The sequence below is a fragment of the Pseudorhodoferax sp. Leaf265 genome (assembly GCF_001422365.1).
Taxonomy (GTDB): domain Bacteria; phylum Pseudomonadota; class Gammaproteobacteria; order Burkholderiales; family Burkholderiaceae_C; genus Pseudorhodoferax.
This window is the reverse complement of record NZ_LMMT01000002.1, coordinates 23,773-48,135: the sequence shown is the minus strand read 5'-3', so window position 1 is coordinate 48,135 and position 24,363 is coordinate 23,773. Positions and strand designations below refer to the sequence as shown.

The 24,363-nt window shown below is 71.1% G+C and carries 21 protein-coding genes; 13 read left to right on the top strand and 8 right to left on the bottom strand.

The window, feature by feature from the left end:
• Positions 1-11 precede the first annotated feature (11 nt).
• Both ASF45_RS04425 and dbpA read right to left on the bottom strand, forming a co-directional pair.
• Entirely contained in the window at positions 12-710 is a 699-nt protein-coding gene (locus tag ASF45_RS04425; protein WP_056657587.1) for a TetR/AcrR family transcriptional regulator, read from the bottom strand.
• A 25-nt stretch (positions 711-735) separates the two neighbouring features.
• Entirely contained in the window at positions 736-2,133 is a 1,398-nt protein-coding gene (gene dbpA / locus ASF45_RS04420; protein ID WP_056657586.1) for an ATP-dependent RNA helicase DbpA, read from the bottom strand.
• 139 nt (positions 2,134-2,272) lie between these two features.
• Between dbpA and ASF45_RS04415 the strand changes: the two genes are divergently transcribed.
• The 4 genes from ASF45_RS04415 to ASF45_RS04400 all read left to right on the top strand — a co-directional run bounded on the left by ASF45_RS04415 (position 2,273) and on the right by ASF45_RS04400 (position 4,925).
• A complete protein-coding gene (locus ASF45_RS04415; RefSeq protein ID WP_056657583.1) occupies positions 2,273-2,647 on the top strand; it encodes a hypothetical protein in 375 nt (124 codons plus the stop codon).
• 51 nt (positions 2,648-2,698) lie between these two features.
• Positions 2,699-3,046, top strand: coding sequence for a hypothetical protein (locus ASF45_RS04410; RefSeq protein WP_156472848.1), 348 nt, complete (start codon positions 2,699-2,701; stop codon positions 3,044-3,046).
• A gap of 98 nt (positions 3,047-3,144) precedes the next feature.
• Positions 3,145-4,467, top strand: a complete 1,323-nt coding sequence (locus tag ASF45_RS04405) for a hemolysin family protein (protein ID WP_056657577.1) — start codon at positions 3,145-3,147, stop codon at positions 4,465-4,467.
• Positions 4,464-4,925: a hypothetical protein gene (locus ASF45_RS04400; protein WP_156472847.1), complete on the top strand. Its 462-nt coding sequence runs from the start codon at positions 4,464-4,466 to the stop codon at positions 4,923-4,925. The genes ASF45_RS04405 and ASF45_RS04400 overlap by 4 nt, the downstream gene beginning before the upstream one ends.
• Here ASF45_RS04400 and ASF45_RS04395 read toward each other — a convergent pair.
• Genes ASF45_RS04395 through ASF45_RS04385 form a run of 3 tightly spaced genes read right to left on the bottom strand, consistent with a single transcriptional unit; the run spans position 4,894 to position 8,641 of the window.
• Entirely contained in the window at positions 4,894-6,099 is a 1,206-nt protein-coding gene (locus tag ASF45_RS04395; RefSeq protein WP_056657572.1) for a phospholipase A, read from the bottom strand. The genes ASF45_RS04400 and ASF45_RS04395 overlap by 32 nt on opposite strands.
• A 35-nt stretch (positions 6,100-6,134) precedes the next feature.
• The gene (locus tag ASF45_RS04390; protein ID WP_056657569.1) at positions 6,135-6,575 is read right to left on the bottom strand and encodes a hypothetical protein; all 441 of its coding nucleotides are present in this window, start codon (positions 6,573-6,575) and stop codon (positions 6,135-6,137) included.
• The gene (locus ASF45_RS04385; RefSeq protein ID WP_056657566.1) at positions 6,572-8,641 is read right to left on the bottom strand and encodes an ATP-dependent helicase; all 2,070 of its coding nucleotides are present in this window, start codon (positions 8,639-8,641) and stop codon (positions 6,572-6,574) included. The genes ASF45_RS04390 and ASF45_RS04385 overlap by 4 nt, the downstream gene beginning before the upstream one ends.
• A 203-nt stretch (positions 8,642-8,844) precedes the next feature.
• Here ASF45_RS04385 and ASF45_RS04380 point away from each other — a divergent pair, with 203 nt between their 5' ends.
• From ASF45_RS04380 to ASF45_RS04365, 4 genes are read left to right on the top strand one after another with little or no spacing between them, the layout of a single operon-like run.
• Positions 8,845-9,840, top strand: coding sequence for a tripartite tricarboxylate transporter substrate binding protein (locus tag ASF45_RS04380; protein WP_056657564.1), 996 nt, complete (start codon positions 8,845-8,847; stop codon positions 9,838-9,840).
• A gap of 32 nt (positions 9,841-9,872) precedes the next feature.
• Positions 9,873-10,841, top strand: coding sequence for an AEC family transporter (locus ASF45_RS04375; protein ID WP_056657560.1), 969 nt, complete (start codon positions 9,873-9,875; stop codon positions 10,839-10,841).
• 28 nt (positions 10,842-10,869) lie between these two features.
• The gene (locus tag ASF45_RS04370; RefSeq protein WP_056657557.1) at positions 10,870-12,297 is read left to right on the top strand and encodes an amidase; all 1,428 of its coding nucleotides are present in this window, start codon (positions 10,870-10,872) and stop codon (positions 12,295-12,297) included.
• A 59-nt stretch (positions 12,298-12,356) separates the two neighbouring features.
• A complete protein-coding gene (locus tag ASF45_RS04365) occupies positions 12,357-13,124 on the top strand; it encodes a type III pantothenate kinase (protein ID WP_056657553.1) in 768 nt (255 codons plus the stop codon).
• Here ASF45_RS04365 and ASF45_RS04360 read toward each other — a convergent pair.
• The 3 genes from ASF45_RS04360 to ASF45_RS04350 all read right to left on the bottom strand — a co-directional run bounded on the left by ASF45_RS04360 (position 13,121) and on the right by ASF45_RS04350 (position 16,406).
• Positions 13,121-14,074, bottom strand: a complete 954-nt coding sequence (locus ASF45_RS04360) for a LysR family transcriptional regulator (protein ID WP_056657550.1) — start codon at positions 14,072-14,074, stop codon at positions 13,121-13,123. The two genes, ASF45_RS04365 and ASF45_RS04360, sit on opposite strands and share 4 nt — an antisense overlap.
• A 62-nt stretch (positions 14,075-14,136) precedes the next feature.
• A complete protein-coding gene (locus ASF45_RS04355; RefSeq protein WP_056658090.1) occupies positions 14,137-15,219 on the bottom strand; it encodes a M14 family metallopeptidase in 1,083 nt (360 codons plus the stop codon).
• The gene (locus ASF45_RS04350; protein WP_056657547.1) at positions 15,216-16,406 is read right to left on the bottom strand and encodes a M20 aminoacylase family protein; all 1,191 of its coding nucleotides are present in this window, start codon (positions 16,404-16,406) and stop codon (positions 15,216-15,218) included. Before ASF45_RS04350 ends, ASF45_RS04355 begins: the two co-directional genes overlap by 4 nt.
• Before the next feature lie 220 nt (positions 16,407-16,626).
• On the opposite strand from ASF45_RS04350, the gene ASF45_RS04345 reads away from it, so the two are divergent.
• The 5 genes from ASF45_RS04345 to ASF45_RS04325 all read left to right on the top strand — a co-directional run bounded on the left by ASF45_RS04345 (position 16,627) and on the right by ASF45_RS04325 (position 24,328).
• Positions 16,627-17,253: a PEP-CTERM sorting domain-containing protein gene (locus ASF45_RS04345; protein WP_082550806.1), complete on the top strand. Its 627-nt coding sequence runs from the start codon at positions 16,627-16,629 to the stop codon at positions 17,251-17,253.
• A gap of 89 nt (positions 17,254-17,342) precedes the next feature.
• A complete protein-coding gene (locus ASF45_RS04340; protein WP_056657541.1) occupies positions 17,343-19,250 on the top strand; it encodes an HlyD family efflux transporter periplasmic adaptor subunit in 1,908 nt (635 codons plus the stop codon).
• A 16-nt stretch (positions 19,251-19,266) separates the two neighbouring features.
• Positions 19,267-21,441, top strand: a complete 2,175-nt coding sequence (locus ASF45_RS04335; RefSeq protein ID WP_056657538.1) for a hypothetical protein — start codon at positions 19,267-19,269, stop codon at positions 21,439-21,441.
• A gap of 8 nt (positions 21,442-21,449) precedes the next feature.
• Entirely contained in the window at positions 21,450-23,447 is a 1,998-nt protein-coding gene (locus ASF45_RS04330; RefSeq protein WP_056657535.1) for a hypothetical protein, read from the top strand.
• 11 nt (positions 23,448-23,458) lie between these two features.
• On the top strand, positions 23,459-24,328 hold the full coding sequence (locus ASF45_RS04325; RefSeq protein WP_162243957.1) for an efflux RND transporter periplasmic adaptor subunit: 870 nt from the start codon (positions 23,459-23,461) through the stop codon (positions 24,326-24,328).
• Positions 24,329-24,363: the final 35 nt, after the last annotated feature.

Here is a 24,363-nt window from a genome sequence, read left to right as displayed (position 1 = left end):
AGTTTTCTTTTCTAGGGGCTTACCCTGGTTTGCACGAAGCGCAGCACGGTCTGCACGATGGACTCGCGGCGCGCAGCGACGACGGCGGGGTCGGTGTAGTCGCGCTTGAAGATCAGGCCGAAGGTGTGGCGGTTGGCGACGTTGAAGAAGCACAGCGCCGAGATCGTGGCGTGCAGGTCGATGGCGTCCACGCCGGCGCGGAACACCCCGGCGGCCAGGCCGCGTGCGTAGAGCCCCTCGATGGCCGAGATCGCCGGCACGTTGAGCCGCTCGATGCTCTGGCTCTGCGCCATGTAGTGGCCGCGCTGCATGTTCTCGGCCATCACCACGCGGATGTAAGGCTCCGTCGCAAGGTGGTGGTCGAAGGTGAATTCCACCAGCCGGCGCAGCGCGGCCTCGGGCGGCAGATCGTCCAGGTGCAAATCGGCCTCGGTCTCGCGCATGGCGCGGTAGCTGGCCTCCAGCACGGCCAGGTACAGGCCCTCCTTGCTGCCGAAGTAGTAGTAGATCATGCGCTTGGAGGTCTGCGTGGCGGCCGCGATCTCGTCGATGCGCGCGCCGTCCAGGCCCTTCTCCGCGAACTCCGTGAGCGCCACGTCCAGGATGTTGGCCATGGTGCGCGCGGGATCGTTGGTCCGGCTTGTCTCCTTTTCCTTGGCCGCGGGCTTGGCAGCGGCCACGCGGCGCCGGGAATGTACCGTCTGGTTCATTCCGGCAGTATAGGAACGGAAGCGCTCAATCGTCGAGCAGGCGCACGCGCACGCTCTTGCCCTTGATGCGGCCGCGGTCGAGCTTGTTCGCGGCCTGCTGCGCGATGCCGCGCGCCACCGCCACATAGGTCGAGAACTCGTTGACGTCGATCTTGCCGATCTGCTCGCGCGTGTAGCCGGCCTCGCCGGTCAGCGCGCCCAGCACGTCGCCGGCGCGGATCTTCTCCTTGCGTCCGCCCTGGATCTGCAGCGTGGCCATGGGCGGGGGCGGGGGCATGCCTTCGTCGCGCAGCGCGGCCAGCGACTCGAAGCGCGTGGGCTGGCCCTGCAGTTGCTCGATGCGGCCCACGCGGCCCATCTCGTCCATGCTGGCCAGGTTCAGGGCCAGGCCCTTCTCGCCGGCACGGCCGGTGCGGCCGATGCGGTGCACGTGCACCTCGGGGTCGGGCGTCACCTCGACGTTGACGACGGCGCCCAGCCGCGCGATGTCCAGCCCGCGCGCGGCCACGTCGGTGGCCACTAGCACATTGGCGCTGCGGTTGGCGAAGCGCACCAGCACCTGGTCGCGCTCGACCTGCTCGAGCTCGCCGTACAGCGCCAGCGCCGCGAAACCATGGCCGCGCAGCACGGCCAGCAGGTCGCGGCACTGCTGCTTGGTGTTGCAAAAGGCCAGCGCGTTGTCGGGCCGGTGGTGGCGCAGCAGGCGCACCACGGCGTCCAGCCGCGCGCTCTCCTCCACCTCGTACCAGTGCTGGACGATGTGGCTCACGTCCTGCTTCTTCTCGACCGTGATCTGCTTCGGATCGCGCAGGAACTGGCGCGCCAGCTGGGCGATGCCGTCGGGATAGGTGGCCGAGAACAGCAGCGTCTGGCGCTCGGCCGGACAACGCCGCGCCACGGCGGCGATGTCGTCCATGAAGCCCATGTCCAGCATGCGGTCGGCCTCGTCCAGCACCAGCGTGCGCAGGCCGTCCAGCACGAGGTGGCCGCGCTCCAGGTGGTCCAGCACGCGGCCCGGCGTGCCCACCACGATGTGCGCACCGTGCTCCAGGCTGGCGGTCTGGTTGCGCAGCGGCACGCCGCCGCACAGCACCACGGTCTTGATGTTGTCCTGCGCGCGCGCCAGGCGGCGCAGTTCCTGCGCCACCTGGTCGGCCAGTTCGCGCGTGGGACACAGCACCAGCGCCTGCACGCCGAAAAAGCGCGGGTTCAGCCCGGCCAGCAGCGCCAGCCCGAAAGCGGCGGTCTTGCCGCTGCCGGTCTCGGCCTGGGCGATCAGGTCGCGCCCGGCCAACGCCAGCGGCAGGCTGGCCGCCTGGATCGGCGTCATCTGCGTGAAGCCCAGGCTGGCCAGGTTCTCCAGCGTGGCCGGGGCCAGCGGGAGGCGTGCGAACGCGAGGTCCGCCAAATTCGTTTCAGACATGTCGCGATTGTCCGCGCTCGTCAAGCCAGGAATTGCGCAGATTGCAGCGCAAAATCGCGAACTGGCACCGATTCCCCTTGTTGCACCGGCGTTTGGCTGGCCTGACCGCCCACCAGAATGCCCCCAAAAAGGACACCGTATGGATCTGCAGTACCAGTTGAAAGCCGGCAGCTACTACCTGTACGACCTGGCCACCCCGCCGAGCCTGGCCACGGGGGAACACAAGCTCAAACTCAAGACCGACACGGTCGCCATTGCCTTCGACGCCAGCACTGGCCACCTGCACCAGCACGGCAACCCGGCGCGCATCCATTCCTGGGCCAATGGCGCGCGGCGCCGGCTGCGCGCGGCGGGCGCGCAGGACAGCGCCAACGACATCGTGGTCGTCTCCGGCCCGCTGCCCGTGGAAGAGATCAACAAGTGCCTGTCCGTCGCGGGCTACTGCCGGCGCATGTTCTCGCGCCTGGCCAGCCTGCCGCACGGCAAGTTCAGTACGGCACGCGCGCGCGCCTGACACTGCCCTCGCCGCGGGGCGCTGCAGCGCCCCCGTAAAATCCGGCCCATCATGCGTTCCCGGGCCCTCGCCTTCTTCCTTGCCCTGGTCATGGCATGGATGGGTTTCTCCGCCCAGGAGCAAGCCGCCGAGGTCTGCTCCGACGCCCTCTCCGAGCAGTTCCTCGCCGCCCCCGCCTCCGCACCCGCCGAAGCCGCGGGCGGCTCGCTCGACGACCACCACCTCGACAACCTGCCGTTCCAGCTGCTGGCCGACCTGCTCGGCCTGCTGGGGCCGGGTGAGGCCGTCGCCGTGGCCGGCCTGGCCGTGCGGCCCGACGCGCCGGTGCCCAGCGGCTGGCTCGCGCCGCACCTAGCCCGCCTGCAGCGGCCGCCCATCGCCTTCATCGCGCGCGGCTAGCGCCGCCGCGCGTCCTCTTTCCCGTCTACCGGCCAACCTGGCCAAGCCCGTCGCCGTCGCGGCGGTGCCAACCTCTTGTCTTACCCTTTGGGTGCCCTGTGGAAATACTTGTTTTACTGGCCTTGGTCCTGCTCAACGGCCTGTTCGCGATGTCGGAAATCGCGCTCGTCACGGCGCGCCGCGCGCGCCTGCAAAAGCTCGTCGATGAAGGCGATCCGGCCGCCAGCGCCGCGATCAAGCTCGGCGAAGACCCGACGCGCTTCCTGTCCACCATCCAGATCGGCATCACCTCCATCGGCGTGCTGAACGGCATCGTCGGCGAGGCCGCGCTGGCCGCGCCGCTCGCGGACTGGCTGACCGAGATGGGCGTGCCGGCCTCCTCCAGCGGCTACGCCGCCACCGCCCTGGTGGTGGTGCTGATCACCTATGTCTCCATCGTCGCCGGCGAACTGGTGCCCAAGCGGCTGGGGCAGACGCATCCGGAAACCCTGGCCCGCCTGGTGGCGCGGCCCATCAACTGGCTGGCCACGGCCACCAAGCCCTTCGTCAAGCTGCTGACCATCTCCACGCATTTCCTGCTGCGCGTGCTGGGCGTGAAGGACGGCAACCCCAACCCGATCACGGCCGAGGAAATCCACGCCATGCTGGCCGAGGGCACGACCGCCGGCGTGATCGAGTCGCACGAGCACGACATGGTGCGCAACGTGTTCCGCCTGGACGACCGCCAGATCGTCTCGCTGATGGTGCCGCGCAGCGACGTGGTCACGCTGGACGCCGACCTGCCCTTCGAGGAGAACCTGCAGCGCATCGAGGAGAGCGACCACGCGCGCTTCCCGGTGGTGCGCGGCGGGCTGGACAACGTGCTGGGCATCCTGAACGCGCGGCAGTGGCTGTCGCGCGCGCTGCGCGAAGACCAGCGCGACCTGTCGACCCAGACCCTGACGCAGCCGCTGTACGTGCCCGAGACGCTGACCGGCATGGAACTTCTGGACAACTTCCGCTCCAGCGACATGCAGATGGCCTTCGTCATCGACGAGTACGGCGAGGTGCAGGGCATCGTCACGCTGCAGGACCTGATCGAGGCCATCACCGGCGAATTCCAGCCGCGCGACCCGCAGACCTCCTGGGCCGTGCAGCGCGAGGACGGCAGCTGGCTGCTGGACGGCCACATCCCGGTGCCCGAGCTCAAGGACCGCCTGGGCCTGTCCAGCGTGCCCGAGGAAGAGCGCGGCCGCTACCACACGCTGGCCGGCATGCTGATGCTGCTGTCGGGCCGGCTGCCGAACGTGGCCGACACCGCCGAGTGGGAAGGCTGGAAGCTGGAGATCGTCGACATGGACGGGCGCACCATCGACAAGGTGCTGGCCCAGCGCCTGCCCGATCCGGTGGAGCCGGACGGCAACGAGGAGACCCACGCTTGAGGCCAGCCGTGGCGGTGCTGGCCACGGCAGGCTTGCTGGCCGGCTGCGACGCCTACCCGACCGAGGATGCCGCGCTGCTCGACGAATCGGCGATGAGCGTGCCGCAGCTGCTGCAGACGCTGGACCAGGTCGGCGCACGCGCGCACCTGCGCGCACGCTACCGCCATGCATTGCAGCCGGGCTGCGTGCTGGAGGTGCGGGCCGACAACGACGACGCGCTGCGCGTGCTGCTGGACGGCGCCGAGATCACCACCCGGCTGACCGACGAGGACGCGCCCGACCACGAAGTGCTGGTCTATGCCCGCGGCCAGACGCGCGGCGACGATGCGCCCGCCATCGTCCAGCAGGGCGGCCGCTGGGTCGACTGGGTGCAGACGCGCTCGCTGCTGCAGCAGCTGCAACGCCGCTGCGCCGAGGCCGACGACCTCAGAAGTCCATCAGGCTCAGACCCACGCTGAACACGGTCTTGCGCACGTTGTAGTCGATCAGGCTGTCGCCGTAGCCGTGGAAGACCTGGGTGTGCAGGCGCAGGCCGCTGCGCAGCCAGCCACCCTCGCCCTGCGGGCCCAGCGCGTGGGACCACTCGAAGCGCGCCGAGCCCTTGCCGTTGGACTTGAGCGGATGGCGCACGGTCAGCGCGAGGCTGTCGCGGCTGGACAGCGTCCAGCCGCCCGTGATCTCGGCGCGGCCGATGTAGTCGGTGATGTCCGGGTTGTCGTCGCTCTCGGCCTTCTCGTGGAAGCGGTGCCAGACGCGGCCCGTGAGGCGGAAGCGCTCGTCCTTGCTCTCCATGCCGGCCATCAGGTAGACGCGGTTCCAGCTGCGCGACAGCGGCAGGCTCTGGCCATTGGACTGGTGCACCACGCCCAGGCCCGTGTAGCGCAGCCGCCAGCTGCCGAGCTCGGCGTAGCTGGGGTACACGTAGACCATCTCGGGCTCGTGGTCGGTGGCGCGGAAGGGGCGCGACAGCTGCGGCGTGAACACCTGCCAGAACGACTGCTGCGAGTAGGCGAACCACAGCGAATCCACCGCACTGCCTTCACGCGGCGTGAGCAGGCCCTGCGCCACCTTGGTCCGCACCGACAGCTGGATGCGCGCCTCGGTGCGGCGGTACTCGTCCACGTCGGTGGACTGGTTCTCGGGGTTCGGCGTACCGGGTGTGCGGTTCACGCTGCTGGACTGCGCCAGCGACAGCGCGATGGGCCGGTAGCCGCGCAGGCTGAACTCGCCGCAGTCGGTGCCGGACTCCAGCTCCCAGATGCGGGAGAGCGTGGAGTAGCGCGTGTCGTGGCAGCGCGGCACCACGGGCGCCTCCGGCGCGGCCGTCGGCACGGCGGTGCTGGCCACGGCCGTGGTGGCCGTGGCGCCTGTGCTTTCCGGCTTGTTGATGGTGGGGCCGTCCTTGGGCACGTTGGCCGCTGCCCTGGCGTTGACGGCCGCGGCCTCGGCCTGCTGCTGGCGCGCCCAGTCGTCGAAGCAGCGCAGCCGCGCGGCATCGTCGCCGGCCTGGGCCGCACAGGTCTGCCAGCTCGGCACCGGTCCGGTCTGGGCCTGCGCCCCCGGCATCCCTCCCAGGCTCAGCAACAGGGCAGCGAACGGCGTAGGCCGCAACAGAGGGGGAAGACCGGGCATCGGGAATCCTTTGGAGCGGAAAGAAGAAAAGGTGTTCATTGCCAGCCGGACTGGCGGCGCAGCACGAAATCGCGTTTGGCGTCGGTGTCGGCATCGGTCCAGATGCCGCGGATCTCCTTGCCGCAGGAGCCGTCCACGACGCGGCCGATCCAGTTGGCCGAGATGCGCTTGCCGTCGCGCGATTCTTCGAGCGTGAGGTCGCCATCGTTCACGTCGCCGGCCAGCAAGGCCGTGATGCCGTCGCGCTCGACGCGGCCACGCACGCTGTCGCCCAGCTCGGGATGGCGCTCCAGCTGCAGCGTCGCGGCGGGTGCGTCGCTGTTTTGCCACTGCGCGCGCCAGGCGCCGTAGAGGTTCAGGGCGCGCATCTCGTACGGAGCAGGGCAGGCTGGCGCGGCGTCCGCGCCCTGGCCCTGGGCCAGGCCGGCCAGCAGCCACGTGAAGCAAGCCAGGCAGCTTTTCAGCGCGGCCCTCATGCGCTCTTCTCCGGCGCAGCGCCGGCCGCCTTCTTGGCCGCGAACTCCGCGCGCAACTGGCGCAGCTTCTCGCGCGGGTCTTCCTTCACCGTGGTCTTGTCCAGCCCCATCTCGGCGATGAAGCGGCTGGGCTTGGCCGGCACCAGGTCGCGGCCCTTCTTGCGCTTGCGCGTCCAGCTCACGGCCAGCGTGCGCTGCGCGCGCGTGATGCCCACGTACATGAGCCGGCGTTCTTCCTGCAGGCGCTGCGCGGTCTCGTCGCTGACGACCTGCTGGCGGCCGTCGTCGTCGTCGAGCTTGAAGGGCAGCATGCCCTCGTTGACGCCCACCAGCACCACATGCGGCCACTCCAGGCCCTTGGAGGCGTGCAGCGTGGACAGCGTGACCAGGTCCTGGTCCTGCTGGCGCTCGCTCATGGTGGACAGCAGCGAGATGGTCTGCGCCACCTCCATCAGCGACTTGACCTCGGACTGGGTGGAGACGCCGGCCGTGTCGTCGATCTGGCCACCGCAGCGGCCCGACATCCAGTCCACGAAGTCCATCACGTTGGACCAGCGCGTCGCGGCGGCCGACTCGCTCTCCTCGTTGTCGTAGAGGTGCTGCTCGTAGCCGATCTCTTTCAGCCACTCCATCATGAAGGCGCGCGCGGCCTCGGCCCCCATGGTCTGGCGCGCGCGGTACTCCAGGTCGTTCACGTAGCGGCCGAACTCGGTCAGGCTCTCGTGGCCGCGGCGCGGCAGCAGGCTGGCCAGCGAGGACGAGAACAGCGACTCGAACAGCGAGAGCTTGTACTGCGTGGCGTACACGCCCAGCTGGCCCAGCGTCTGGTGGCCGATGCCGCGTTTGGGCACGGTGACGGCGCGCAGGAAGGCCGGGTCGTCGTTGTTGTTGATCCACAGCCGGAACCAGGAGCACAGGTCCTTGATCTCGGCACGGTCGAAGAAGCTCTGGCCACCCGACACCTTGTAGGGGATCTGTGCCTTGCGCAACGCCTTCTCGAACGGCTTGGCCTGGTGGTTGGCGCGGTACAGCACGGCGAAATGCCGGAAGTCCTTGTGCACCGAATTGGCGCGCAGCGACTGGATGCGCGCCACCACACGCTCGGCCTCGTGCTCCTCGCTGTCGGCATCGACGATGCGCACGGGCTCGCCCTCGCCGAGCTCGGAGAACAGCGTCTTGGGAAACAGCTTGGGGTTGGGGCCGATCACGTTGTTGGCCGCGCGCAGGATGGCGCTGGTGGAGCGGTAGTTCTGCTCCAGCTTGATGACCTTGAGGTTCGGGTAGTCGACCGGCAGGCGCTTCAGGTTGTCCAGCGTAGCGCCGCGCCAGCCGTAGATGGACTGGTCGTCGTCGCCCACGGCGGTGAAGCGCGCGCGTTCGCCGACCAGCAGCTTCAAGACCTCGTACTGCGTGGCGTTGGTGTCCTGGTACTCGTCGACCAGCACATGGCCCAGCACGCGCTGCCATTTCTCGCGCACCTCCTCGAAGTCGCGCAGCAGTCGCAGCGGCAGGCCGATCAGGTCGTCGAAGTCCACGCTCTGGTAGGCCGTGAGCCGCTCTTCGTAGCGCGCCATGATGCGCGCGATGATGCGCTCGTTGTCGTCCACGGCCACCTCCTCGGCCTGGGCGGACGACAGACCCATGTTCTTCCACTTGCTGATGGTCCACTGCCACTGGCGCGCGGTGTTGGCGTCGGTGGTGCCGCCAGCGTCCTTGAGGATGGAGGTCACGTCGTCGCTGTCCAGGATGCTGAACTGCGACTTCAGGCCCACGCGGTGGCCGTCCTCGCGCACCAGGCGCACGCCCAGCGCATGGAAGGTGCAGATCACAACGTCCTTGGCCGGCTTGCCGATCAGCCCCTTGGCGCGCTCGCGCATCTCGGCGGCGGCCTTGTTCGTGAAGGTGATGGCGGCCACGCTTTTCGCCGGCACACCGGCCTGGATCAGCCGCGCGATCTTGGCCGTGATCACGCGCGTCTTGCCCGAGCCGGCGCCCGCCAGCACGAGGCAGGGGCCATGCATGTAGTTGACAGCTTCTTGCTGGGCGACGTTGAGACCGGAAACCATGGGGGAATGCAGACAGGCGCAGGGGCAGCGCAGGCGGGGCTGCCCGCGGGCGCCGGATCATACAAAGCCCGCGGGAAGCCGCTCGTTTCCAAGGGTGTCACCAGCGGGACGGGAGCCCCGGCAAACCCGGATGTGCACGGCGCCATGCGCCATCAAGAATGCCGCCGACCGTTTTCCCCCAGCCCTCCAGGAGACCCGCCCGCATGCCCCATCCCGCGTTCAACCGTCGCCAACTGCTGGCCCTGTGTGCCGGCACCGCCGGTGCCGTCGCCCTGCCTGCCGCCCGCGCCCAGGCCTATCCGGCCAAGCCGATCCGCGTGGTCGTGCCCTACCAGGCCGGCGGCGCCACCGACGTGATCGGCCGCGTGTTCGGCGAGAAGCTCGCGCAGCGGCTGGGCCAGCCCGTGCTGATCGACAACAAGGCCGGCGCCGGCGGCATCCTGGGCACGGACACGGTGGCCAAGGCCGCGCCCGACGGCTACACGCTGCTGGTCTCGCTGAGCACCTCCATGCTGACCAACCAGTTTCTCTACGCCAAGCTGCCCTACGACCCGCGCAAGGAGCTGGCCCTGGTCTCGCAGCTGGCCGCCGCGCCGATCACGCTGGCCGTGCACCCCAGCCTGCCTGTGAAGACCGGCCCCGAGCTGCTGGCCTACATCGCCGCGAACCAGGGCAAGGTGTCCTACGGCTCCTACGGAGTGGGCTCACACGCCCACCTCGCCGGCGCGCACATGAGCCGCGTGCAAAAGGCCGAGATGGTGCACGTGGCCTACAAGGGCGAGGCGCCGATGCTGCAGGACCTGATCGGCGGCCAGGTGCAACTGGCCTATGCCAGCGCACTGGGCGTGAAGCCGCATGCCGAGACCGGCCGGCTGCGCATCGTCGGCGTCACCGGCACGCGCCGCATGAGCGTGCTGCCCGATGTGCCCACACTGCTGGAGCAGGGCATGCGCGATGACGTGTACAGCGTCGTCGGCTTCATCGGCATGGCCGCACCGGCGGGCACGCCGCGCGAGATCATCGAGCGCGTCGCGCGCGAGGTGCAGGCCATCGGCCAGCTGGAGGACGTCCGCACGCGCATCACGGCGATGGGCTTCGAGACCGCCGCCAACGGCGTGCGCGACTTCGAGGCCGTCTACAAGAAGGATCTGCCGATCTGGGAGAAGCTCGTCGCCGACTCCGGCGCACGGCTGGATTGAAGGCCGGCACGGGGCAGTGACAATCGCGCCCCGTGCTCGCCATTCTTTCCGTCACCTTCCCCTTCTTCGCGCTGATCCTGGCCGGCTATGTCGCCGCGCGGCGGCGCATGCTGCCGCTCGACGCGATCCCCGGGCTCAACGGCTTCGTGCTGTTCTTCGCCCTGCCCTGCATGCTGTACCGCTTCGGCGCCAGCACGCCGCTGGCGCTGCTGCTGGACCCGGTGCTGGCAGCCGTCTACACGCTGTGCGCAGGGATGCTGGTCATCGGCGTGGTGGTGGCCGACCGGCGCCGCCTGGGCTGGAACGATGCAGCCTTCGGCGCCTTGGTGGCCGCCTTTCCCAACAGCGGCTTCATGGGCGTGCCGCTGCTGGTGGCCCTGCTGGGCGCCAGCGCGGCCGGCCCGGTGATGCTGACGCTGGTGGTCGACCTGCTGCTGACCACCTCGCTGTGCGTGGCGCTGTCGCGGCTGGACGCCGCCGGTGCCGCCGGCGCACGCCAGGCGCTGGCGCGGGCCCTGCAGGGCGTGGCGCGCAACCCCATGCCCTGGTCCATCGTGCTGGGCATGGCCTGCCAGGCCTTCGGCGTGCGGTTGTGGCAGCCGCTGGACGCCACCATCGCGCTGCTGGCCGCCGCGGCTTCGCCGGTGGCGCTGTTCACCATCGGCGCCGTGCTGGCACGCTCGCAGATGCTGGCCCTTCACGACCACCAACAGCACCGCCCCGTGCCCTGGCGCGAGGTGCTGCCGGTCGTGCTGCTCAAGCTGTTCGCGCACCCGCTGCTGGTGTGGGGCGCCGGCATGGGCGCCATGGCGCTGGGCCTGCCGATCACGCCGTTCGCGCTGTCCGCCATGGTGCTGGCCGCGGCCCTGCCCAGCGCCAGCAATGTCTCGCTGCTGGCCGAGCGCTTCGGTGCGAACAACGGCCGCATCGCGCGCATCATCCTGTGGTCCACGGCCGCAGCCTTCTTCAGTTTCTCGGCGGCGGTCGCGCTGTTGCGCTGAACCCCGTGTTCCTTCACCTGGAGTCCACATGCCCACGCACCGCACCGACCAATACGCCCTTGCCGATTGCGCCGCCCACGAGCTGGTGCAGCTCTACCGCACCGGCCAGGCCTCGCCGCTGGAAGTGGCCAGCGCCGTGTTCGGCCGCATGGACCGCGTGGACGGCACGCTCAAGGCCTTCTGCCACCTCGACCCCGAGGGCGCGGCCCAGGCCGCCCGCGCCAGCACCCAGCGCTGGCAGCAGGGCACGCCCATCGGCCCGCTGGACGGCGTGCCGGTATCGATCAAGGACCTGATCCTGACCAAAGGCATGCCGACCCGGCGCGGCAGCGCCACCATCGCCGCCGACCAGCCCTGGGAGGTGGATGCCCCCGTGACGGCCCGGCTGCGCGCGGCCGGTGCCGTGATCGTGGGCAAGACCGCCACGCCCGAGTTCGGCTGCAAGTGCGAGACCAATTCGCCACTGACCGGCCTCACGCGCAACCCCTGGAACGCGGCCAAGACCACGGGCGGCTCCTCGGGCGGCGCGGCCGCGGCCGTGGCCGCCGGCATGGGGCCGATCGCCATCGGCACCGATGGCGCGGGCTCGATCCGCAACCCGGCGGCGCTGTGCGGCACCTTCGGCTTGAAGCCCAGCTTCGGCCGCGTGCCGGCCTGGCCGCTGTCGCCGTTCGGCACAGTGGCGCACCTGGGCCCGCACACCATGAGCGTGGTCGACGCGGCCATGGTCATGAACGTGATCAAGCAGCCCGATGCGCGCGACTGGACGTCCCTGCCCTTCGACAGCCGCGACTACCTGATTGGCCTCAACGACGGCGTGCGCGGCCTGCGCGTGGCCTGGTCGCCCACGCTGGGCTATGCCCAGGACGTGCACCCCGAGGTGGCCGCCGCCACGCTGCGCGCGGCCGAGGCCTTCGTCGCCATGGGCGCGCTGGTCGAGCAGGTCGACCCCGGCTTCGCCGACCCGCTGGACATCTCTGCCGGCCTGTGGTTCCTGGGCACCTGGCAGGTCTGGAGCGGCCTCACGCCGGCCCAGCAGGCGCAGACGGACCCGGACTTCGCGGCCCAGGCGCAGCTGGGTTCGCGCCTGTCCACGCTGGACGTGCAGGAACTGCACCTGCGCCGCGGCGCGCTGGGTTCGCACATGCGCCAGTTCATGGGCGGCTACGACCTGCTGCTGACGCCGTCCGTCTCCATCCCCGCCTTCGACGCGCTGCCGGCCGGCCACCGGCCCATGGATGCGCAGAGCATGCTGGGCTGGTCGCCGTTCAGCTACCCGTTCAACCTCACGCAGCAGCCGGCCTGCTCCATCCCGTGCGGCCTCACCAGCGATGGCCTGCCGATCGGCCTGCAGATCGTCGGCCCGATGTTCGGCGACGCCATGGTGCTGCGCGCCGCGCGCGCCTACGAGAGCATGCAGCCGATCCCACGCCCGGACCTGACACCCCTGCTGTAGACACATCGTGATAATGCGCGCCGTGCACGCGCACGGCGCGCGGCAGGGAGGGGACGGCAATGACATTTCTCGCGATCGACATCGGCAACACCCGGCTCAAGTGGGCGCAGTACGAAGCCCCGGCCCCGGGTGCCCGGCTGCTCGCGCACGGCGCGGAATTCCTGGAGAACATCGACAAGCTCGGCGACGGCCCCTGGTCCGCGCTGAGCGAGCCGAAGCACATGCTGGGCTGCCAGGTGGCGGGCGACGCGCTCAAGCGCCGCGCCGAGGAACAGATGGAGCTGTGGGACGTGGCACCGCAATGGGTGGTGTCCAACAGCGAGGAGGCCGGCCTGCGCAACGGCTACGACCACCCCACGCGCCTGGGCACGGACCGCTGGGTCGCCATGGTCGGCGCGCGCCACCGCGTGCTGCGCCGCGACGGGCCGCGCCCCATGGTGGTGGTGATGGTCGGCACGGCCGTGACGGTGGAAGCCGTGGACATCGAGGGCACCTTCCTGGGCGGCCTGATCCTGCCCGGCCACGGCATCATGCTGCGCGCACTGGAGTCCGGCACGGCCGGCCTGCACGTGCCCACCGGAGATGTGCGCGACTTCCCCACCAACACCAGCGACGCGCTGACCAGCGGCGGCACCTACGCCATCGCGGGCGCGGTCGAGCGCATGGTCCAGCACCTGCAGCAGCACGCCGGCGAGGAGCCGGCCTGCATCATGACCGGCGGTGCCGGCTGGAAGATGGCGCCGCACATGACGCGGCCCTTCGAACTCGTCGACAACCTGATCTTCGACGGGCTGCTGGAGCTGGCACAGGCGCGTTTCGGAAGCTAGTGCAGCAGGCCCTGGGCCTGCACCACCGGCGGCCGCGCCACGATGCGCGGCATGCCATCGGCCGCATCGAAGGCCTTGGTGAGGTGCTCGATCAGCTTGCGCACGCGCAGCGGCTGGTGCTGGCGCTCGCGGTAGACCAGGAAGATGCCCGGCGCCGGGCAGGCCCAGGCCGCCAGCACGGGCTGCAGTTCGCCGCGCGCCACGGCCGGGTCGGCCAGCACGCGCGGCAGCACGGCCAGGCCCTGGCCCAACAGCGCGGCGGCCATCAGCGCATCCACATGGTTGGCGCGCAGGGCCTGGCGCAACACCGGCTGGGTGCGCTCCTGCGTGACCGGGTGGCTGAACTGCCAGGCGCGGCTGGCGTGGGGGCCGCTGTGCACCACGCAGTCGTGGCCGGCCAGTTCGCCCGGGTCGCGCGGCAGGCCCCGTGCGCGCAGGTAGGCGGGCGCGGCGTAGACGCCCATGGGCACCTCGCCGATGCGGCGCGCCACCAGGTGCTCGGGCAGCACCTGGGCGATGCGCAGCGCCAGGTCCACGCCACCGTCGTCCATGGATTCCAGCGCATCGCCGAGCACGAGGTCGATGCGCACCTGCGGATGCTGGGCCATGAAGTCGGCCAGCAGCGGCGCCAGCCGGGCCGCGCCGAACGAGGCCGGGGCCGAGAAACGGATGTCGCCCGCCACCTCGGCACCGTGCTGGCGGCTGCTGTGCATGAGGGCCTCGTAGGCGCCGATCACGCCGCGTGCCCGCGCCAGCGCGGCCTCGCCCTCGCGCGTCAGCGCCACGCGACGCGTGGAGCGCTGCAGCAGGCGCAGGCCCAGGCTCTGCTCCAGTTCCTGCACGGCCCGCGTGACCACGGGCGTGGACAGGTCCAGCGCGGCCGCGGCCCGCGTGAAGCTGTTGCGCTCGGCCACGGCGGCGAAGATTTCAAGGGCTTTGAGTCGGTCCATGGGCGCATGGTGCGCTGCAACAACCGACATGGAATCTCAGCCGGGTTTCGGTTTGTTTCGTTTCATGTCAAGCCATCGACCGCCTGGAACATGGCCTGGCGCGCCTGGCTGATGACCTGGCCCTTCCAGGCGTCGGTGTCGGTGTAGAAGGCCCCCAGCAGTCGTGCGCGGATGGTCTCTGCCAGCGCGGGTGGCGCCTGCGGGTGCCGGTGCAGCCAATGGTCGCCGCGCAAGGACTCGATGACCTCCTCGAAGGGCACGGTGCCGTACTCCAGCGCCAGGCCCGTGTACTCGGCTCGCGGGCATTCCTCGTACACGGCGTTGAAGGCCATGCCGGTCAGGAACGCCGAGGTCGAGGAGCCGTCGTAGACCGAGGTCACGCCTGCGCCCCACCAGGCCCGGGCCCGCGCGAGCGCGGCGGCATCGTCGCGGCAGGCGAAGATGCGCTCGCCGATACCCGAAGGCCCCAGGCCCGTGTGCAGGTCGATCCAGGCCAGCCGGCGCGCGCGGCCGGCCTCGCGGCGCAGCACGGCGCGCCAGGCCAGATTGCTCCAGGTGGGCTCCGCGCCGCCGTAGAACAGCCCGTCGGCAAAGCCATGCTGTCCCTGGGTCACGGCCGCCTGCAGGGCGGCCGCGCCGTGCCGGGCCACGTAGGCGGCCACGGCGGCCCGGTTGGCCTGCGTCGGCGGCCACTCGGGCGGCAGCATGAGTCCGTGCACCTCTGCATAGGCGCTGTTGGCGGGCAGCGGCTGCGCGAAATCCTGGAAGTTGCGGTTCAGGTCCACGTTCTCGTGCGTCACGCGGCGCGTCCATGAGAAGCCATGGGGGTTGAGCGCGTGCACGTACAACACGGCCACGCCGGCCGCCTGGGCCTTGGCGCGCCATTCGGCGTCGTGCAGCGCAAACACCTGCACGCCGCTGCCGCAATGGCCTTCCACGCCGTGGCAGGCGCTGGTGACGATCAGCAGCCGCTCGGCGTCCGGCGGGCCATCGCGCGCCGTGTCCAGCGCCAGCGCCTCGCCTTCGCGGCCGGGCAAGGGGTGGGCCAGCGAGTGGATCGCCATGCCGGCGCGGGCCGCGCCCTCCAGGAACTGGACGCGCGCGGCGCGGTAGCTGGACGAGAAGGCCTGCGCGACGCCGATCACGGCCGCGCCAGCCACTGCTCGGCCAGCCGCACCCAATAGCTCGCGCCCAGCGGAATCAACTCGTCGTTGAAGTCGTAGCTGGGGTTGTGGATGGTGCAGGGCCCGCCGCCGTGGCCGATGTCGCGGTGCGCGCCGTCGCCGTTGCCGATGAAGCAGTAGGCGCCAGGCCTGGCCTGCAGCATGTACGCGAAGTCTTCGGCGCCCATAGTGGGCTCCTGCGCGCGCACGTTCTCGGCGCCGACGATGCCGGCCATGACTTCGCGCGCGAACGCGGTCTCGGCCGGGTGGTTCACGGTGGGCGGGTAGTTGCGCTCGAACTCGAATTCGCACTGCGCGTCGAAGGCCGCGCAGATGTTCTGCGCGATGACCCGCATGCGCTCCTCGATCAGGTCCAGCACCTCCAGCGTGAAGGTGCGCACCGTGCCCTGCAGCTCACAGCTGTCGGGCACCACGTTGGTGGCCTCGCCGGCATGCACCATGGTGACCGAGATCACGCCCGCGTCCACCGGCTTCTTGTTGCGGCTGATGATGGTCTGGAAGGCCTGCACCATCTGGCAGGCGATCGGCACGGGGTCGGTGCCCATGTGCGGCAGCGCCGCATGGCTGCCCTTGCCACGGATGGTGATCTTGAACTCGTTGCTCGACGCCATGACCGGCCCTTCGCTGACCGCGAAGCTGCCCACCGGCAGGCCGGGCCAGTTGTGCATGCCGAACACCGCTTCCACCGGGAACTGCTCGAACAGGCCGTCCTTGATCATCTCGCGCGCGCCGCCGCCGCCCTCCTCGGCCGGCTGGAAGATCAGGTAGACGGTGCCGTCGAAGTGGCGGTTCTTCGCCAGGTGCTGGGCTGCCGCCAGCAGCATGGCGGTGTGGCCGTCGTGGCCGCAGGCGTGCATCTTGCCCCGGTGCTGGCTGGCATGGGCGAAGGTGTTGAACTCCTGCATGGGCAGCGCGTCGATGTCGGCGCGCAGGCCGACGGCGCGGGACGAGCTGCCGTTTTGGACGATGCCCACCACGCCGGTCGTGCCCATGCCGCGGTGGATCGGGATGCCCCATTCCGTGAGCTTGGCCGCCACGAGGTCGGCTGTGCGGACCTCCTCGAAGCACAGTTCGGGATGGGCGTGGATGTCGCGGCGGATGGCGGCGATGCCGGCGGCCTGGCCGACGATGGAATCGATGAGCTTCATGTGACTGGCGTCATGTCAGGTGGCGAGCGTTCCAGTCTAGCGTCGATGCCTCTCCCCAGGGAAACCGCAAGGGGCTTGAAACAGACGACACAAAACAAGCATGACTTAAGCAAATCGATGGATTGTTTTTGTGAGGTCGTGTGACATAGTGCTTCACAAGAACAAATTTTTGCAAGTTGTCCGCAGCGTGCGAGCGCTTAGCGGGAGGAGGAGGACTCACATGTTTGCGAACAGTTGGAAACGCTGGCTTGCAGCCGGCATGGTGCTCGTCGCGGGCTTCTCCCAAGCGGCCCCCGTGACGGTGGAAGTAGATGGCACAGGGCCGTTTGCGGCCGGGTCCACCATGGTGGTCAGGCTGTTCGACGCCGATCCCGGCACGGCGCTGTGTGTCGCCGGCATCTGCGCCGCAGACCTGCGGCTGAGCTTCGACACGGCGCTGATCCAGGGGCCCGTGCTCGGCGCACTGTTCCCTGGATGGATGGATTCTTCCGAAGCCTTCGCCACCTTGGGAGCCACCACCGTGCTGAGCGGATCGATGGCCTTCGTCGACATCACGCTGCTGGCCTTTCCCTCCACCGACGTTCCGGTGGGCAAGACCGAGATCCTGAGCCTGCATTTCGCGGTGCAGCCGGGGGCCGGCGGCCAGGGCAGCATCGGTGTTGCCCCCTTCGCCTTGCGTGACGGCGACCCGCCCATTTACGCGTTCGTCGAAGCGGCGTCCCCCGCGTTCGACGTGGCCCCCGGCAACACCGTGCCCGAACCCGCCAGCCTCGCGCTGACGGCCCTGGGCCTGGGCCTGGGCCTGGGATGGGTGAGCCGCCGGCGCCCCGCCCTCCCCGCCGCCTGAGTTTCCTTCCAGCAACTTAGTCGCTGGCGTCGGCGCCCACGGGCCCCTGACGCGCAGTGGCACGTCCGGCTCCTGCCAGAGGAAGCACGATGGGTCTTGCTGCGTCCACGAAGAACACTGCCGCGCCGGCGTCCGGCGCGGCGAACGAGGCCACGCACCGCATGCTCGGCGACGCCTCCGACGCGCGCGCCTTCCTGCGCCAGTGGCTGGCGCTGGCCGTGGCGCGCCTGCCGCAGGTCGACGGTGCGCTGCTGCTCGTCGAGGACGAGGCCGGCGTGCTGGTGCCCGGCGCCATGTGGCCCGAGCAGATCGCCGATGTGAGCCCCTATGCGCAGGCCGCCCAGGCCTGCGTGGACAGCCGGCGCGATGTGGTGCTGCCACTGGCGGCGCCGGACGACAAGGGCCTGGTGGCCGCCAAGCGCGCGCCGCCCCCCAAAGACCAGGTGGTCGTGGCCTCTCCCCTCTTCAGCGCCCAGCGCCTGATCGGCGCGCTGGTCTTCACGACGCGCCGCGGCGGCGAGGCCGATGTCGCCCGCGCCGTGACCGATCTGCAATGGGGGGCAGGCTGGCTCGACGCCCTGTCGCGCAGCCGCGGCCGTGAGGCCGAGCAGGCCGCACTGCAGCGCGCCCGCGCCGGGCTCGACCTGGTGGCGCTGATCGCCCAGTACGACCAGGTCGACGACGCCTGCCTGGCCGTGGCGGCCGAACTGGCCCGCGCCGTGGGCGGCCTGCGGGTGGCCATCGGCCTGGTCGCACCGGGCGGCAGGCTGCGCCTGGTGGCACTCTCGCATGCGGCCTGGTTCGACCGCAAGAGCCAGCAGGCCGCCGCCATCGAGCGCGCCATGGCCGAGGCCGTGGAGCAGCGCTGCAGCCTGTCCTGGCCGCCCGTGCACGGCGACCCGCAGCGCGTGGACCGTGCCCAGCACGACGTGGCCGCCGCCATGCCTGGCCCCGACGACGCGCCCGGCGGCGTGCTGACCGTGCCCATCGTGGCCGGCGCGCGCGCAGTCGGCGCCGTGGTCTGGCACCTGCCCGCGGCCCAGGTCACGCCGGCCTTCATGGCCCAGATCGAGGGCATCGCCGTGGTGCTGGCCCCGCTGCTCGCGCGGCTGCAGGATGCCTCGCGCTGGTTCTCGGGCGCGGTGCCGGCCCAGCTGCGCCAGGGCTGGTCCGCGCTGCGCGACCCGCGCCGGCCGGCTTTCGCGGTCGGCAGCGTGCTGCTGCTGGCGGCGCTGGCCGCCGTGGCCCTGGTGCCCACCGCCTACCGCGTTCCCGCCCGCGCCGTGCTCGAAGGCGAGGTGCAGCGCGTGATGGCCGCGCCGTTCGAAGGCTTCGTGGCCGAGGCGCCCGTGCGCGCCGGCCAGCGCGTGGCGCGCGGCGAGCTGCTGGCCCGGCTGGACGACCGCGACCTGGCCATCGAACAAGCCCGCCTGCGCGCCGAACTCGCGCAGCAGGAACAAAAGCTCGCCGAAGCCATGGCCGCCCACAACCGGGCTGAATCCGCGGTCGTCTCGGCCCAGGTCGGCGAGACGCAGGCCAAGCTCGAACAGGTCACCCAGCGCATGCAGCGCACCCGCGTGGAGGCCCCGTTCGACGGCGTGCTCGTGGCCGGCGACTGGTCGCAGGCCATCGGCAGCCCGATCGAGCAGGGCAAGACGCTGTTCACGCTGGCGCCGTTGACGGGCTACCGTGTGGTGCTCAAGGTCGACGAGCGCGATGTGCGCGACGTCGCGCCCGGCCAGCACGGCGCGCTGGTGCTGTCGGGCATGTCGGCGGACCGGCTGCCCTTCGTGGTGCGGCAGATCTCGGTCGCCACGGCCGAGGAAGGCGCCAACCTGTTCCGCGTCGAGGCCGACCTGGTCGGCACACCCGAACGCCTGCGCCCCGGCATGGAGGGCGTGGGCAAGATCGATGCGGGCGAGCGCACGCTGCTGTGGATCGCCACGCGGCGTCTGGTGGACTGGGCGCGCGTCACGCTGTGGCGCTACCTGCCCTGAAAGCACAGGCGCAGCCATGGGCCAGGAATTCCAGTCCGCACATTGGTACCGCGTGTCCGCGGTGCGGCCACGCCTGGCGCCCGAGCTGCGGGCCCAGCGCCAGACCATCCGCGGCACCGCCTGGTACGTGCTGTTCGACCCGCTCAACCAGCGCACCCACCGGCTCACGCCCGAGGCCTGGTTCGTGGTCTCGCGCATGGACGGCCGCCACACCGTGGAGCAGCTGTGGCAGGCCGCCGTGGACGCGCTGGGCGAGAAGGCGCCGCCGCAGGACGAGCTGATCCAGCTGCTCTCGCAGCTGCACGAGGCCGACGCGCTGGCCTCCGACGCCATGCCCGACATGGACGACCAGCTGCGCCGGCGCGACCGCCAGCGCCGCCAGCAGTGGCTGCGCAACCTCAAGAACCCGATGGCGCTGCGCTTTCGGCTGTGGGACCCGGACAGCTTCCTGCTGCGCACCCTGCCCGCCATGGCCTGGCTGCTCGGCCCGGTGGGCGCCCTCCTGTGGCTGGCCGTGGTGCTGCCGGCCGGCGTGCTGGCCTGGCAAAACTGGGGCGAGATCGCAGGCAACGCCTCCGACGCGCTGCTGTCGGCCAGCAGCCTCCTGACCATGGCCGTGGTCTACCCGGGCGTGAAGTTCATCCACGAGATGTCGCACGCCTACGCTGCGCGCCGCCATGGTGCCGAGGTGCACGACATGGGCCTCATGTTCCTCGTCTTCGCGCCCGTGCCCTATGTCGATGCGTCGGGCAGCGCGGCCTTCCCGCGGCGCAGCCAGCGCGCGCTGGTGGCCGGCATCGGCATGCTGGCCGAGCTGTTCCTGGCCGCGCTGGCGCTGTGGGTCTGGCTGGCAGTGGAGCCCGGCCTGGTGCGCTCGCTGGCCTTCAGCGTCATGGTGCTGGGCGGCCTGTCCACGCTGCTGTTCAACGGCAACCCGCTGCTGCGCTTCGACGGCTACTTCGTGCTGTGCGACGCGATCGAGGTGCCCAACCTGGCGCAGCGCAGCAACGCCTTCTGGATCTGGCTCATCAAGCGCTACGCCTTCGGCCTGGAGCAGGCGCGCAAGCCCGAGGCGGTGGCCGGCGAAGGCAAGTGGCTGGCCGCCTATGCGCCGCTGTCGCTGGGCTACCGGCTGTCGATCACGCTGGGCATCGCGATCTTCCTGGGCCAGGAGTACCTCTACCTGGGCCTGGCCATCGGCATCTGGGGCATGCTGACGCAGTTCGTCTGGCCGCTGCTCAAGGGCCTGCGCTGGCTCTGGGCCGGCACCGACCTGGTCGGGCGGCGCCTGCGCCCGGCTCTGGTGACCACGGTCTTCGCGTGCGCGCTGGCCGTGGGCCTGCTCGGCATCCCTGCGCCGCACAGCACCTATGCCCAGGGCGTGGTCTGGCCGGCCGAATCGGCGCAGCTGCGGGCCGAGGAATCGGGCTTCGTGGCGGCGGTGCGCGGCGCGCCGGGCCAGCCGGTCGGCGAAGGCGCGCTGGTGCTGGAGCTGTCCAACGACCAGCTCGAGCGCGACCTCGAGACTGCGCAGGCGCGCGAGGAGCAGGCCCGCGCGCGCTGGCAGGCCGCGTTGGCCGCCACCCGCACACGCGTGGACGCCGCCGGCGCGCGGGTCGAACTGGCCGTCGCCACGGCCGCGCTGCACCAGGCCGAGGACGAACATCAGCATGCGCTGCGCAAGCAGGCCGGCCTGCGCGTGGTGGCGCAGCGCGACGGCGTGCTGGCACTGCCGGTGGCCGCCGACCTGCCCGGCCGCTGGCTGCGCAAGGGCGAGAACGTGGGCCACCTGCGCACCGACGACGCGCCCACCGTGCGCGTGGTGGTCACGCAGGACGACATCGACGGCGTGCGCGCCGGGCCCGAGCGCATCCAGGTGCGGCTGGCCGGCGACCTGGGCGAAACCGTGCCCGCGCAGCTGGTGCGCGAGGTGCCGGGCGGCGACAGCAGCCTGCCTTCGCTGGCCCTGGCGCTGGAGCATGGCGGCACCGTGGCCGTCGATCCGCGCCAGAGCGAGGAGCCGCGCGCACTCAACCGCGTGTTCCAGTTCGACCTGGCGCTGCCCGAGACGGTGGCCGCCGCCCGCATCGGCGAGCGCGCCCATGTGCGCTTCGTGCTCGACGACGAACCCCTGGGCCTGCAGGGCTGGCGCCGCTTGCGCCAGCTGCTGTTGTCCAAGCTCACGCTGTAGGGCCGCCCATGCTCCGCGCCGCCCTGGCCCCCGCTGCCGCCGCCCTCGCCCCCTCGCCCTGGGTCGAGCGCGCCGAAGCCCGCCAGAACGGCATGGACCGGGCCTTGCTGTACGCGGCGGGCCAGCTGCTGGCGGCGGTGAGCCCGCTGCGGCGCCAGCGCGTGCGCGCTTTCGCCCGCCGCGTGCTGGCCCGCGACGCACAGCTGCAGGCCGAAACGCCGGACCAGCTGCAGGTCCGCGCGCAGGCCCTGCGCGCCGCGCTGCGGGCCGACGGCCTCACCGAAGCCCATGTGGTGGCCGCTTTCGCGCTGGTGCGCGAGGTCAGCGGCCGCCAGCTCGGCAAGCGCCACTTCCCGGTGCAGCTGATGGGCGGGCGGGCCATCCTGGACGGCGTGATCGCCGAGATGGCCACGGGCGAAGGCAAGACGCTGACCGCGCTGCTGCCGGCCGTGACCATGGCACTGGCCGGCGTGCCCGTGCACGTGGTCACCGTCAACGAGTACCTGGCCGCGCGCGACGCCGACGAGATGACGCCCGTCTACGCCTTCTTCGGCCTGTCTGTCGGCAAGGTGCTGCCCGACCAGCAGCCGCCCGAGCGGCGCGGCGCCTACCTGTCCGACGTGACCTACTGCGTCAACAAGGACCTCACCTTCGACTACCTGCGCGACCGCATCGAGGTGCTGCGCGGCACGCTGGGTGCACGCGCCGCCGTGGCCACGCTCGTGGCCGGCCGGGCCGCGCCGCAGGCGGTGATGCGCGGCCTCTGGTTCGCCATCGTGGACGAGGCCGACAGCGTGTTCATCGACGAGGCGCGCACGCCGCTGATCATCTCGGCCACCAAGCCCGGCGGCGCCGGCATCCCCGAATACGACGCCGCGCTGGCCCAGGCCGCGCGGCTGGAAGCCGGCGCGCACTACCTGCTGCGCGAGCGCGAGCGCCATGTGGTGCTGACCGAGGCCGGCCGCGCCTGGGTGCTGGCGCTGCAGGACGCCGCGCTGCCGCACGCCGAGGTCGAGCGCACGCGCGTGGTCGAGCAGGCCCTCTCGGCCCTGCACTGCTACACGCGCGACCGCCACTACATCGTGGCCGACGGCAAGGTGCAGATCGTCGACGAGTACACCGGCCGCGTGATGGCCGACCGCAGCTGGGAGAGCGGCCTGCACCAGATGGTCGAGCGCAAGGAGGCACTGGAGATCACCGCGCGGCGCCACACCACGGCGCGCATCACCTACCAGCGCCTGTTCCGCCGCTACCTGCGCGTGGGCGGCATGAGCGGCACCGTGACCGAGACCGCCGGCGAGCTCAAGTCGGTGCTGGGCCTGGACGTGCTGCGCATCGGCACGCACCGGCCGATCCTGCGGCGCGACCTGGGCACCCGCCTGTTCGCGCACAGTGCGCAGCGTGACGCGGCCGTGGTGCAGTCGGCATTGGCGCAGGCGGCGAAGGGCCGCGCCGTGCTGGTGGGCACACGCTCGGTGGCGGCGTCCGAGCGCATCGGCGCGCTGCTGGCCGCGGCCGGTGCGGCGCACCAGGTGCTTAACGCCAAGCAGGACGCCGAAGAGGCCGCCATCGTCTCCAGCGCCGGCGCGCCGGGCCGCATCACGGTGGCCACCAACATGGCCGGCCGCGGCACCGACATCCACCTCGATCCGGCCGTGCGCAGCGCCGGCGGCCTGCACGTGGTGCTGACCGAGTTCCACGATTCCACGCGCATCGACCGCCAGCTCTACGGCCGCTCGGGCCGCCAGGGCGATCCCGGCAGCTTCGAGAGCCTGGTGGCACTGGACGACGAACTGTTCACCACCCATGCCGCGGCACTGCAGGCCTGGGTGGGCGCGCGCTGCCGGCCCGACGCGCAGGGCCGCCTGCCCGGCTGGGCCGCCCACGCGCTGCGCCGCTGGGCCCAGCAGCGCGCCGAAGCCCACCACGCCGACGTGCGGCGCCAGACGCTCAGCCACGAGCGCGACAACGACCGGCTGCTGGCCTTCGCCGGCCGCCCCGAATGAGGAGCTTTGCCATGACCCGAAACATGCATCTGATGGGCGTGCTGGCCACGGCCTGGGCCGTCCACCCCTGCGCACTGGCAGCAGAGTTCAACTGCCTGATCGAGCCGCGCAAGGTGGTCGAGCTGCGCAGCCCCAGCACCGGCGTGGTCGACCGCGTCGACGCCGAGCGTGGCCAGCTGGTGCGCGCCGGCCAGGTGCTGGTCTCGCTGGACTCCGGGCTGGAGCGCGCCTCGCTGGACATCGCGCGCCACCGCGCCACCATGGAGGGCGCGATCAAGACCGGCGAGAGCCGGCTCGAGTTTTCCACGCAGAAACTCAAGCGCCGCGAGGAGCTGCTCACGCAGAAGTACGTCTCGCAGCAGGACCACGACGAATCCCGCACCGAGATGCGCCTCGCGCAGAGCGAGCTGCTGGATGCGCGCGACAACCGCCGCCTGGCCGAGCTGGAAGTGCGCCGCAACGAGGAGCAGATCCGCCTGCGCAGCATCCGCAGCCCCGTCACTGGCGTGGTCATCGAACGCAATGTGCACGTGGGCGAGCTGGCCGACCCGGGCGAGCAGCGCAAGCCGCTGCTGCGCATCGCCGAGATCTCCACGCTCTACGTGGAGGCCGTGCTGCCGGCCGAGGCCTACGCCCATGTGCGCGTGGGCCAGCAGGGCCAGGTGCGGGCCGAGCTGCCCGTCAAGGTGAACGCCGCCGCCACCGTGCGCGTGGTCGACAAGGTGCTGGACGCGGCCTCCGGCACCTTCGGCGTGCGCCTGGAGCTGCCCAACGCCCAGGCCGAGATTCCCGCCGGCATCGCCTGCCGCGTCGACCTGCCCGATGTGCCCGCCTCGCCGGCCCGGCGCGAGCAGCGCCGCTTCGATCCCAGCAAGGGCTGAGCGCCCGCACCGAACACACAAGACACGCGCAGCTG